Source organism: Telmatospirillum sp. J64-1 (assembly GCF_006980715.1).
Classification (GTDB): domain Bacteria; phylum Pseudomonadota; class Alphaproteobacteria; order Rhodospirillales; family Magnetospirillaceae; genus Oleiliquidispirillum; species Oleiliquidispirillum nitrogeniifigens.
Window position 1 is genome coordinate 85,014 of the sequence record NZ_SBHN01000001.1, and the last position, 12,322, is coordinate 97,335.

Annotated in this window: 9 protein-coding genes; 8 read left to right on the forward strand and 1 reads right to left on the reverse strand. The window is 62.3% G+C overall.

What is annotated here, in order from left to right; translation table 11 throughout:
• The first annotated feature begins 75 nt into the window (after positions 1-75).
• From EPD66_RS00405 to EPD66_RS00420, 4 genes are all read left to right on the forward strand, one after another.
• On the forward strand, positions 76-1,224 hold the full coding sequence (locus EPD66_RS00405; RefSeq protein ID WP_142846184.1) for an acyl-CoA dehydrogenase family protein: 1,149 nt from the start codon (positions 76-78) through the stop codon (positions 1,222-1,224).
• A 24-nt stretch (positions 1,225-1,248) separates the two neighbouring features.
• Positions 1,249-3,324 carry an acetate--CoA ligase family protein gene (locus EPD66_RS00410; RefSeq protein ID WP_221930814.1) on the forward strand — a complete coding sequence of 692 codons (2,076 nt, stop codon included), beginning with the start codon at positions 1,249-1,251 and terminating at the stop codon, positions 3,322-3,324.
• A complete protein-coding gene (locus EPD66_RS00415; protein WP_142846188.1) occupies positions 3,321-5,387 on the forward strand; it encodes a 3-hydroxyacyl-CoA dehydrogenase NAD-binding domain-containing protein in 2,067 nt (688 codons plus the stop codon). The genes EPD66_RS00410 and EPD66_RS00415 overlap by 4 nt, the downstream gene beginning before the upstream one ends.
• 191 nt (positions 5,388-5,578) lie before the next feature.
• Positions 5,579-7,675 carry an acetate--CoA ligase family protein gene (locus EPD66_RS00420; RefSeq protein WP_142846190.1) on the forward strand — a complete coding sequence of 699 codons (2,097 nt, stop codon included), beginning with the start codon at positions 5,579-5,581 and terminating at the stop codon, positions 7,673-7,675.
• Positions 7,676-7,745: 70 nt separating this feature from the next.
• Here the strand turns inward: EPD66_RS00420 and EPD66_RS00425 are convergent, their stop codons facing one another.
• Positions 7,746-8,147, reverse strand: coding sequence for a PaaI family thioesterase (locus EPD66_RS00425; RefSeq protein WP_221930816.1), 402 nt, complete (start codon positions 8,145-8,147; stop codon positions 7,746-7,748).
• Between the two features lie 187 nt (positions 8,148-8,334).
• On the opposite strand from EPD66_RS00425, the gene EPD66_RS00430 reads away from it, so the two are divergent.
• The 4 genes from EPD66_RS00430 to EPD66_RS00445 all read left to right on the forward strand — a co-directional run bounded on the left by EPD66_RS00430 (position 8,335) and on the right by EPD66_RS00445 (position 12,322).
• The gene (locus tag EPD66_RS00430; protein WP_142846194.1) at positions 8,335-8,784 is read left to right on the forward strand and encodes a tripartite tricarboxylate transporter TctB family protein; all 450 of its coding nucleotides are present in this window, start codon (positions 8,335-8,337) and stop codon (positions 8,782-8,784) included.
• Positions 8,784-10,304, forward strand: a complete 1,521-nt coding sequence (locus EPD66_RS00435; protein ID WP_142846196.1) for a tripartite tricarboxylate transporter permease — start codon at positions 8,784-8,786, stop codon at positions 10,302-10,304. Before EPD66_RS00430 ends, EPD66_RS00435 begins: the two co-directional genes overlap by 1 nt.
• 36 nt (positions 10,305-10,340) lie before the next feature.
• Entirely contained in the window at positions 10,341-11,297 is a 957-nt protein-coding gene (locus EPD66_RS00440) for a tripartite tricarboxylate transporter substrate binding protein (RefSeq protein WP_142846198.1), read from the forward strand.
• 71 nt (positions 11,298-11,368) lie between these two features.
• On the forward strand, positions 11,369-12,322 hold the full coding sequence (locus EPD66_RS00445; RefSeq protein ID WP_142846200.1) for a tripartite tricarboxylate transporter substrate binding protein: 954 nt from the start codon (positions 11,369-11,371) through the stop codon (positions 12,320-12,322).

Below are 12,322 nucleotides of genomic sequence, written 5' to 3' on the forward strand. Positions count from 1 at the left end.
GTCTGAGGACAGTGAAGTTGCCCGCATTCGCCTGCATGCCAAGACTAGGCCAACTCAAAGCCTAACGGATTGTCCATGCAAACTGTCCTTACCCAAGATCAAGTCGAACTTGCCCATGCCGTGCGCCGCTTTGCCAAGGACAAGCTGGCCGACGGTGCGCTCAAGCGCGCGCATTCGCGCGAATATCCCTTCGAGGTAGCCCAACTGCTCGCGGAAATGGGCATGCTCGGAATCACCATCAAGAAGGAAGACGGGGGTGTCGGCGGATCGCTGATGGATGCGGTGATCACGATCCAGGAACTGGCGATGGTCTGCCCCAAAAGCGCCGATGTGGTGCAGGCGGGTAATTTCGGCCCGATCCGCACCTTTGCCGAATATGCGACGCCGGAACAGAAGGAACGCTTCCTGCCCGACCTTCTTGCCGGTCGTGCCGTGATTTCGCTGGGCATGAGTGAACCCGATGCCGGTTCGGCGGTGACCGAGCTCAAGACCAGCGCGCGCGAGGATGGGGATCATTACATCATCAATGGCTCGAAAGTCTTTTCGACCCATAGCCCGGACGCCAACCTGTTCCTGATCTATGTCCGTTTCGGACCCGGCACGGGCGGAATCGGCTCGGTGCTCGTCGAGCGTGGAACGCCGGGCTTTACCATCGGCAACCGGTCGAGCTTCATGAGCGGCGAAGAATGGTGCCCGCTCTATTTCGAGGATTGCCGCATCCCGAAAGCCAATGTCCTGCTTGGGCCGGGCGGCTTCAAGAAGCAGATTTCGGGCTTCAATGTCGAACGGATCGGCAATGCGTCGCGTGCGCTGGCGCTTGGGCGCCATGCATTCGAGGTCGCGCGGCAGCATGCGGTCGACCGCAAGCAGTTCGGCAAGGCGCTGTGCGAATTCCAGGGCCTGCAATGGAAGTTTGCCGAGATGGCGGTCAAGCTCGAAGCCGCGCAGATGCTCCTCTACCGCGCCGCCAGTGGAGCCGATGACACATTGCCGTCCCCCTTCGATACCGCCATTGCCAAGCTTGCCTGCAACCAGGCCGGCTTCGAGGTCGCCAATGAAGCGCTGCAGGTGATGGGCGGCTATGGCTATAGCACTGAAAGCCTCGTCGAATACTGCGTCAAGCGCACGCGCGGCTGGATGATCGCCGGGGGCTCGATCGAGATGCTCAAGAACCGCATCGCGGAGCATGTTTTCGAGCGGCGTTTCGACCAGCGCGCGACGTGAGGGAGGCCTGGCCGCATGACATCCATGGATTGGGCGCGGGCGCTTCTCAAACCCGAACGTATCGCATTGATCGGCGTCTCGGATGATCCGAGGAAGACCTCGGGCCGGCCGCTGCAATTTCTGCGGCGGGCCGGTTATGAAGGAGAAATCCTCATCGTCAATCCTGCGCGCGAAACCGTGCAGGGCGAGAAGGCCTATCCTTCGCTGGAGGCCTTGCCGCGACGCCCCGAGCAGGCATTCATCCTGACGGGTCCCGACAAGGCGCTTGACAGCCTCGAAGAATGCGATCGCCTCGGCATTCCCGTTGTGACGATCCTTTCCGCCGGCTTTTCCGAGGCCGGCGAGAAGGGCATGGCCAATCAGGCGCGGTTGCTGGAGATCGTCTCGCGGGGGCGGGTGCGGGTACTGGGGCCGTCGAGCATCGGCGTCGTCAACCTCCATCACGGTCTAACGCTCACGGCAAACGCGGCCTTCGCCGAACCGGACCTGCCGCGTGGCGGTATCTTCGTTGGCTCCCATAGCGGCAGCCTCATCGGCGCGCTGGTCTCACGTGGAAAGCGCAAGGGGATCGGTTTCGCCGGGCTGGTCTCGGTGGGCGGCGAAAGCGATCTGTCGATCGGCCAGATCTGTGCCGCGACGCTCGATGACCCCCAGGTCACCAGCTACATGCTGTTCCTCGAAACCATGCGGCATGCTGATGACCTGCGCGCCTTTGCGCTGGAGGCGGCAAGGCGTGGGAAACCTGTCGCCGCTTACAAGCTGGGCCGTTCCGATGAGGCTGCCGAGCTTGCCGTATCTCATACCGGCTCGCTGGCCGGGGCGGACGAGGTCGCCGAGATTTTCCTGCGCGAATGCGGGATCGCGCGCGTGGAATCCTTCGAGGGCTTGCTGGAGGTGATGCCGCTGCTGCCCCGTATCGCGCCGTCCAGGACGGCAAGGCGCGGCAGGGTTGGTGTGGTCACGACGACAGGCGGCGGTGCCGCCATGGCTGTCGACCAGATGGCGCTGCGCGATGTCGACATCGTGCCGCCATCCGATGAGACCCGGGCAAGGTTGGAAGCCGCCGGCATCAATGCCGGTCATGGCCGGATCATCGATCTGACGCTGGCCGGCGTGAACTACAATGTGATGAAGACGGCGCTCGATATCCTGCGCACAGCGCCGGAATTCGATCTTGTCCTTGCCACGGTGGGATCGTCGTCCCGGTTCAATCCGGAACTGGCGGTAAAGCCTGCCATCGATGCACAGGGGGAACAGGGCAGTCCGCTTGCGGTCTTCCTGGTGCCCGATGCTCCTGACGCGACGCGGCTTCTGGCCGCGGCGGGTGTTCCGGCCTTTCAGGATCCCGAGACATGCGCCGATGCCATCGCCGCAGCCCTGCATCGCCGTGCGCCGGTGGAGCCTGCGGTTTCGCTGCCCATCGCCCGCGAAGGCGGGCAGGATAGGATGCTGGATGAGGCGCAGGCCTACGATCTTCTGGCAAAATCAGGGATCTCTTCGGCATCCGTCGTCATCCTCGATCCCGAGCGCCCCGTACCGGAGCTGCCCTTCGATTATCCGGTGGTCGCCAAGGTGCTCGATGCGGAAATCGCGCATAAAAGCGATGCGGGGGGTGTCGTCGTTGGTATCGGGAATGCCGAGGAACTGGCGCAGGCCATGCGGGAGATTTGCGCCTCGGTTGCCGCAAAACGTCCCGGCACGATGGTGTCACGCATTCTCGTCCAGAAAATGGTCAAGGGCGTCGGCGAGGTTCTGGTGGGGTTCCGCCGCGACCCGCAGATAGGGCCGATCGTGGTTTTGGCGGCGGGTGGCATTTTCACCGAGCTTTATCGCGACAGTGCCATGCGCATGGCGCCGACGGATATCTCCACGGCGCATGAAATGATCTCCGAAATCAAGGCGAGCCGCATCCTGTCCGGTTATCGCGGGCGCACCAAGGGTGATCTGGATACCCTGGCCAGGACGATCGTCGCGGTTTCCCGGCTGGCGCTCTCCGAAACGCCGTTCGTCCAGGAGGCCGAAATCAATCCGCTGCTGGTGCTGCCCGCAGGCGACGGCGTCGTAGCGATCGATGGACTTATCAGGGTGAGGGAACAATGAGCGGGACGGTCCACCTCGAACGCGACGGGGACGTCGCTTTCCTCGTCATCGACAATCCCCCGGTCAATGCCGGGTCGCGCCATATCCGCAAGGCCTTGCTGGAGGCCATCGAAGCGGTGGAGGCCGATGCCTCCATCCGTGCCGCCGTGCTGATCGGTGCAGGCCGGTCCTTCATCGCGGGATCGGACATCAAGGAGTTCGATCTTCCTCTCGATCCGCCGCAACTGCCAGCGGTCATCGCCGCCATCGAGACCTCCGCCAAGCCGTTTGTCGCGGCTTTGCATGGGGCTGCATTGGGAGGCGGGTATGAGCTTGCGCTCGGTTGCGATGCGCGCATCGCCGTGCCGGGCACAGTGGTGGGCCTGCCGGAAACCACGCTCGGGATCATTCCCGGCGCAGGCGGCACGCAGAAGCTTCCCCGGCTCGTCGGAACCGCGAAGGCCATCGCGCTGATCTGCCCCGGCCAGCGTGTGGCGGCCGAGCAGGCGCTTGAACTGGGCATGATCGATGCCCTTGCCGAAGGGGACTTGCGCGAAGACAGCAAGGCGCTTGCCGTGAGTCTCGTCGGCGGCAAGAAACGCATCATCGACCTGCCCGTGCCGCAGGATAGCCAGGAGGCCATCGCATCCGCCGAAAAGAAGGCGCTGACTTCCGGCCGCAATCGCCCGCATATCGCAGCGGCGATCAGTCATGTGAAGGCGGCAGGGCAGAAAGACGCCGCCGAGGGCTTGGCCGCAGAACGTGCGACATTCGAGAAACTGCGCGTCGGCGCGGAAGCGAAGGCTTTGCGCCATATCTTCTTCGCCGAACGCGAGGCGGCGCGCGGACGTCCCGAGCGCAGCGCCAAGCCGCTGCCCTTCAGAATCTTCGGGGTGGTCGGTGCTGGAACGATGGGGGCGGGCATCGCGACGGCCGTGCTTCAGGCCGGCTATCCGACGGTGCTGGTCGATTCCGACGAGGCGGCATTGTCGCGCGCCAAGGGACGCATCGATGCCGCGCTCGAGAAAGGCGTCTCGAGCGGCAAGCTGTCTGCGGCGGCAATGAAGGCGGCCCAGCATAATCTCACCCTTGGCTTCGATCTCTCGGCGCTTGCCGATTGCGATGTGATCGTTGAAGCGATCATCGAGGAGTTGGGGGCGAAGCAGAAAGTATTTGCCGAACTCGACAGGCTGGCCAAGCCGGGGGCAGTGCTTGCCACCAATACCTCTTATCTCGATATCGACCGGATTGCTGAGGCCACCGGCCGTCCGGAAAGCGTTATCGGACTGCATTTCTTCAGCCCGGCCCATATCATGAAGCTGCTGGAAGTGGTTGGAGGACGAAAGAGTTCGGAGGCCGCGATGGCGACCGGGCTTGCGGTCGCCAAGACGCTTGGCAAGCAGCCCGTCGAAGCCGGAAACGGCTTTGGCTTTATCGGCAACCGCATCTATGCCGCCTATCGGGCGAGTTGCGAATTCATGCTCGAAGACGGTGCGCTGCCTCATGAAGTCGATGCCGCGCTCGAAGCCTTCGGCTTCGCTATGGGGCCTTTTGCCGTGGCCGACATGTCCGGTCTCGATATCGCCTGGCGCATGCGGCAGCAGCAGGCGGCGACCCGCGATCCGGCCAGCCGTTATGTTCATATTCCCGACCTGCTCTGCCAAGCGGGCCGCTATGGTCGCAAGACCGGCGCCGGATATTACCGCTATGACGAAAAAGGGCGCGCCGAGCGCTCCGTCGAGGTCGAGGATCTCATCATTGCCGAATCCCGCGCCAAGGGGATCGAACGCAAGACGCTCTCGCGAGAAGAGATCCAGAGCAGGGCCCTGGCCACCATCGTCAATGAGGCGGGGCTGGTTCTGGAAGATGGAATCGCCCTGCGCCCGGGTGACATCGATGTCGTGCTGGTCAACGGCTACGGTTTTCCGCGCTGGACAGGTGGGCCGCTGCATTGGGCGGGGCAGCAGGATCCCGATCGATTGATGGCGGCTTGCGCAGCTTTTGCCGAGACTGCGGGCCTGGGCAAGCGGCGGGCGGACCTCCGGGCCTTGGGGATTCTGGGTCCAGCCGGCCAGCCGGCCTGACAAAGGGACGCTGGGGAAGAGGGGGGATCCGCGTCCTTGCCCAACCTGATATCGGGCAAGGGCGCGGCAAATGTCAGTTGTCGCCCAGGGAATGGGCCATCACAGTGCCGCGCAAAAGGAGGAACCGTCGCCAGTCGGCACTGGCGACCCGGATTTCTTCGAGAAATGTCGGCCAATAAGAGGAGAGCGTCATGACCATTCACGTCGTCGATCAGACTGCGGCGCTTAAGGCCCTGTTCGATCCGCAGAGCGTGGCAATCGTGGGGGCGTCGGCCGATCCCACCAAGACGGGTGGGCGGCCGGTCAACTATCTGGTCAAGCACGGCTATGCCGGACGGATCTATCCGATCAATCCCAAGGCCAAGGAAATTGCGGGGCTCGCCTGCTATGCCGGTATCGGCGACCTGCCCGACGCGCCCGATGCCGCCATCGTTCTGCTCGGTGCCGAACGTGCCCATCTCGCGGTGCGTGAGCTTGCGGAACGTGGCACCAAGCTCGCCATCGTGCTGGCCAGCGGATATGGCGAAACCGGCGCGGCCGGACAGGAGCGGCAGAGGCAATTGATCGAGGCCGCCGGGCAAATGCGCATCCTCGGCCCAAATACCATCGGTGCGATGGATCTCGACAAGGGCATCGTATTGTCGGCAAGCGGGGCGCTGGAAGCCGAGGATTTGCCGGTTGGCGGAATTTCCCTCGCCTCCCAGAGCGGTGGGATCCTCGGTGCGCTTCTGTCGCGCGGTGCCGCGCGCGGGATCGGTTTTTCCAAGCTCGCCTCGACGGGCAACGAGATCGATATCGATATCGCGGATCTCATCGAGCACTATGCCGGCGACAGCCAGACGCGCGTCATTGCGGCCTATATCGAGGGCATCCGCTCGGTGGAGAAATTCCGCCGTGCCGCAGAATGTGCGCGCGAGGCAGGCAAGCCGCTGGTGATCTACAAGGTCGGACGTTCGGAATCCGGTGCACGGGCGGCAGTGTCCCATACCGGGGCGATGGCGGGCGAGGACCGGGTATACGACGCCCTGTTCCGCCAGACCGGCGCCATCCGGGCCGAAACCTTCAGTGACCTGCTCGACTTGCCGGCGATGTTGGTGACGGGGCGTAAAATGCAGGGGCGGCGCGTGGCCGTCCTGACTTCCACGGGCGGTGCGGGGAGCCTCGTGGCCGATAGCTGCGGCGTGGAAGGCCTCGACGTGCCGGTGCTGGACGATAGGACGGCCAATGCGCTGGCGACCATTCTCAAGGCGGAAGAGGCGATGAGCGCCAACCCGGTCGACGTTACGCTGGCAGGTGTCAAACCGGAGATCATGACGGCTTCGACCGAAGCGTTGCTGGATTCGGAGAGCGTTGACGGTGTGGTTGTCATTGTCGGCTCGTCGGCCCTGGCCCAGCCCGAAATCGCTGTCGGCGCGATCAAGAACGGTGCCGCCAAAAGCGACAAGCCGTTGATCGCCTATGTCAGTCCCAACGCACCCGACATCGTGCGCGACCTCAATCTCAAGGGCATTCCCGCCTATACCGCGCCGGAAACCTGCGCCATTGCCTTCAAGGCGGCGATGCCGTCGGTGAAGGGCAGGGAAGCCGTTCAGGCCGTGCCCGACGAAGCGAAAGTCGATCTGGGGGATCTGCCGGCCGGCACGCTGAACGAGGCGGAATCGCGGGCCCTGTTCGAAAACTTCGGCCTTGCGGGCGCGGATCAGCATGTCGTTACCGATGCCGCGGGGGCAAGCGCGGCCGCCGCGCGGTTGGGCGGCCCTGTCGTGCTCAAGGTGCTTTCGCGCGAGATCGCGCACAAATCCGATGTCGGGGGCGTCCGGGTCTCGCTCGATGAAACCACTATCGGCCCCGCGCTTGACGAGATGGCTGCCAGGCTTGCCGCCCAGGGATTGCCTGCGCCTGAGGGTTATCTTGTCCAAAAGATGCTCAAAGGCGGGATCGAGGTCATTCTCGGCCTGCGGCATGATCCCCAACTCGGGCCCTTGATCCTGCTCGGGGCGGGCGGAACGCTTGCGGAATTGTCCGACGACTCGGCGATCCGCCTGCTGCCCATTACCCGACAGGACGCGGAAGAGATGGTCTCCGAACTGCGCATCTCGCGTTTGCTCAAGGGATATCGGGGCGATAAGCCCTATGACGTCGCGCAACTGGTGGAAGCGATCCTGGCGATGGCCGGTATGGGGGCAACCCTGGCCGATCGCCTCGAGGAGGCCGAGATCAATCCGCTTTTCGTGCTGCCGGAAGGGCAGGGCGTCGCCGCGGCGGACGGTCTCGTCGTCCTGCGATAGGGAAAGACATTCCAACACATGAAAGAGCCGCCAGGTCGGCGGCTCTTATTTTTCGCTTCGGCCGAAGAAGTCAGTCCGTAGTGGAACTGGCCAATCGCCAAACCCCTTGGGCGGAGGTCAGCACATCGTCCCCACAGATGACCGTTCCTTCCATGAAGGCCAGGCGTTTGGTGAGCTTGACGACCTTTGGGCGAAGCGTCGCGAAGCTGCCGATGCGCATGGGCATCATGAAACTGGTGTTCAGGTTGATGGTTGCGGCGCGCGGGGCTCCGCTGGCCAAGCGGGCCGTCTGGCCGAAGGCCCTGTCGATGAACGTCATCAGCATGCCGCCATGCACGACACCATTGCGGTTGGCATGCATCTCCTCGGCAAGAAAGCCGAATTCCGCCTGTCCATCGACGTTTCGTTCCCAGAGCCCGCCGACATGCGCCAGAAAGCCCTCCGAGGGTGTGTGGGTCCAGCCCTGTGTCATTAATTCCGTCTTCATGAGGACGTTATTGGAGGTTTGGCCCGCCTTGGCAAGCAAGGCGGAAGGGAGTGTGACCCTGACTTTTCGTTATGCTCGTTTACGGTATCGCAAGTTGAACCTCGCCGCGCTTGGCTGGAGAATCCTGCGGCACCGTAGACCATTCGTCGGTGCAAATCGGGAGGAAACCAAGATGATGAACCGCGACTACCGTGACATGGTAGCAGGCGGGCTGCTTATGGCACTCGGTGCCGGTGCGGCACTTTATGCATCAGCCAGCTATAACCTTGGCACGATCACCCGCATGGGCGCCGGCATGATGCCGACGGCGCTTGGTTGGATCCTGGCGGCGTTTGGCGCAGCCATCATGATCGGCGCGTATTTCCGGCCCGGGCCGAGGCCCGAGGTCCGGGTGGTGACGCCCATCTTCATCCTGGGCGGCGTGGCGGCCTTTGCGCTCGTCATCAAGCCGTTCGGTCTTCTGCCGGCCGTCGTTGCCTGCGTCGTGGTGTCATCGATGGCTGAACGGGCCTTCAAGCCTGTGCGCTGGATCCTGTTGAGTTCAGCATTGTGCGTGCTGGCCTATCTGATCTTCAGCGTTTCGCTCAGGCTTCCCATCCCTGTCGTGGCGTGGCCTTTCTGATGGATATGTTCGCAAACCTGGCGCTGGGATTGGAAACAGCGCTGTCGCCGACCAATCTTTTATATTGCTTCGTCGGCGTGACGCTGGGAACCATCATCGGTGTGATCCCCGGGATCGGAACGCTGGCTGCCATTTCGATGCTGTTTCCGATCACGTTCCACCTCGATCCGATCGCCGCGATCATCATGCTGGCGGGGATTTGGTATGGAACGACCTATGGCGGCAGCACGGCGGCCATCCTGCTCAATATTCCAGGGGCGCCGGCCAATGCCGTCACCGCGCTTGACGGCTATCCCATGGCACGGCAGGGCAGGGGCGGTTTGGCGCTTCTGATGACGACCGTTGCCTCCTTCATCGGCGGTTCTTTCGGCATCATCATCCTGACCCTCTTTTCGCCGGTCATCGCGGGCTATGCGTTGCAAGTCTCATCGGCGGAATATTTCGCCCTCATGCTACTCGGGCTGGTTGCCGCGTCTACGATCTCGGACAGTTCGGCCCTTAAAGGCCTTGCCATGGTGGTTCTCGGCTTGCTGCTTTCTACCGTGGGAATGGATGCCCAAAGCGGCGCGGCGCGTTTTACTTTCGGTAATCTTGCGCTCCTCGACGGCTTGAGCATCGTTGCCCTGGCCATGGGCATCTTCGGTGTCGCCGAAATCATTGCTTCGGTCCGCAAGATCAATGTCGGCGATATCGATCGCAAGACGATTTCCTGGAGTGCCATGTTGCCCTCGCGCGACGACGTGCGGCGGTCCTGGATGCCACTCGTGCGCGGATCGTCCGTCGGCTCCTTTTTCGGTGCATTGCCTGGGACCGGGCCGTCGGTTGCCGCATTCATGGCTTACGCTTTGGAGAAACGTTCTGCCAAGGAGCCCGAGCGCTTTGGCAACGGTGCCATCGAAGGCATCATGGCTCCAGAGTCCGCGAACAACGCAGCAGACCAGACTGCTTTCATCCCGACGCTTTCGCTTGGTATCCCGGGCAGTGCCACCATGGCCCTGATGCTGGGAGCGTTGATGATCCACGGGATCAATCCAGGTCCGAACCTCATCATTGAACAGCCTGCCTTGTTCTGGGGGCTGATCATGAGCTTCTGGATCGGCAACGTGCTGCTGGTCATCATGAACCTGCCGCTGATCGGCCTTTGGGTACGGCTGCTGACGGTGCCTTACCACCTCATGTACCCCTCCATCCTGATGTTCATCTGCATCGGCGCGTACAGCGTGCGTTACAACGCTTTCGACGTGTTCGTCGTGCTGGGATTCGGGTTGCTGGGATATCTCATGCGCGTTTTTGCGCTGCCCGCTGCGCCATTGCTGCTTGGTTTCGTGCTCGGTCCGCTGCTCGAACAGCATTTCCGCCGGGCAATGGTGCTGGCACGCGGCGACTTCACCGCAATGCTCGAGCGGCCGGTGACGGCAACCGTATTGTCGCTGACGGGCCTGCTGCTCGTTTGGAGTGTCTGGTCCGGTTGGAGGAAGTACCGCGCGAGAGTGCGGGCTCAGCAGGCCATAGAAGCCTGATATTTCACCAAAAATGGGGCTCACGGGAGGAAATCCATGAAGACTTTCGCATTCGCCGCTTTGGCCTTGGGGATGCTTGCCGGCGTGGCGCATGGGCAGGAGAATTTCCCTAATCGTCCGGTGACGCTGGTTATTCCCTATGGACCGGGCGGCTCCACCGACCTTCTCGGTCGCCAATTGGCTGCGGAGTTGCAAAAGATCTGGGGGCAGCCGGTTGTGGTGGAGAACCGCACCGGAGCGGGTTCGATGATCGGGACGGCATATTTGGCGCAGTCTCAGCCCGATGGATACACGCTTCTGTTCAATACCGCAGCGCATGTAACGGCGCCGGCGATCTATACCGATCTGCCTTTCGATCCCGAGACGGATATCACGCCCGTCGCGATGCTGTCCTACAGCCCGTTCCTGATGGTCGCCGGCAGCGGTGTCAAATCCGAAAGGCTGGAGGACCTACTCGTCGAGGCCGAAGACCGGCCGATGTTCGTGGCGACCGCCGGCCTGGGCAGCTCCAGCCATTTCGCAGCAGAACTTTTCGTCGGTCAGAGCGGGCTCGACATGGATATCGTCCACTATAGCGGCGGTGGGGAAGCGCTGACCGATCTGATGGGCGGTCATTCCGATCTTTATATCAGCTCGACCGCAAGCTCCATGGCTGCCGTCGCCGGCCAGCAGGTCAAACCGATCGGGATTCTTGGTATCGGGCGCTATGACAGCCTGCCCGAGACACAATCGACGGCGGAAGTGGGAATCGAAACGCCCGATATCCGCATCTGGCAGGGCATTTTCGGGCCGGGCGGGATGCCGCGGGAACTCGTCGAGAAGATCAATGCGGACATCACCAAGGTCCTCGAAAACGAGGAGTTTCTCGGGATGTTGAGCGCAAATTACACGATGGCTGCGACAGCCACACTGGATGAGTTTCAGGCGATGGTCGCAGAAGAGATGGACTTCTGGCGGAAACTCGCGAAAGAGCGCGAGATCACTAAGGACTGAGGGAAGCACCGCTCGTAATCCGGCAGTAAACCGGCAATCAAAATCCTAATGACATTCCAAGGAGGAAGCATATGAAAATCCTGGCAGCTACCGCACTGGCGGTCCTTGCGATGACCGGCACGGTGTCGGCACAGGACTTTCCCAGCAGGGGGGTGACCCTGATCATTCCCTACAGCCCCGGTGGATCGACCGATCTGCTCGGCCGACAGCTGGCCAATGAATTGCAGGCCAAATGGGGCCAGCCGGTTGTGGTGGAGAACCGCCCTGGCGCGGGTTCGATGATCGGGACGGCGCATCTCGCTCAGTCTGCCCCGGATGGTCATACATTGCTGCTCAATACTGCCGCACATTCGACCGCACCGGCCGTGCAGCTTAATCTGCCCTTCGATGCCGAAGCCGACCTCACGCCGATCACGATGGTGGCCACCAGCCCCTATGTGATGGTGGCCGGAGCAGGCGTCGAGGCTGAGAAGTTTTCCGACTTCCTTGCCGAAGCCAAAAATCGGCCGATGTTCTTCGCAACGGCAGGTGTCGGCAGTTCGAGCCACTTCGCTGCGGAACTTCTGATGCAACAGGGCGATCTGCCGGCAGATGTGGTGCATTATGCCGGTGGCGGCGAAGCCAATGTCGCCCTGATGGGTGGACATGCAGACATCTATATCAGCACCACGGCCAGCGTGATGCCCTATGTGAACAACGGTCAGGTGAAGGCCGTCGGAATCCTTGGGGGCGAGCGCTATGATCTATTGCCCGATGTCGAATCCAGCGCAGAAAACGGCATCGAAGGAATCGAGATCGACGGCTGGGTTGGCTTGATCGGACCGGGCGGGATGGATCCCGAACTCGTTGCGCGGATCAATGCGGATGTCAACGAAGCGATCCAGAGCGAGTCTTTCCAGGCTGTTCTCGAAGCCAACTTCGTACGTGCCGGCGACACGACGCCGGAGCAATTCCAGGAACTGGTCACAAGGGAAATGGCGCTGTGGCGCCAACTTGCCCAGGAACGCAATATCGTCGCCCAGTGA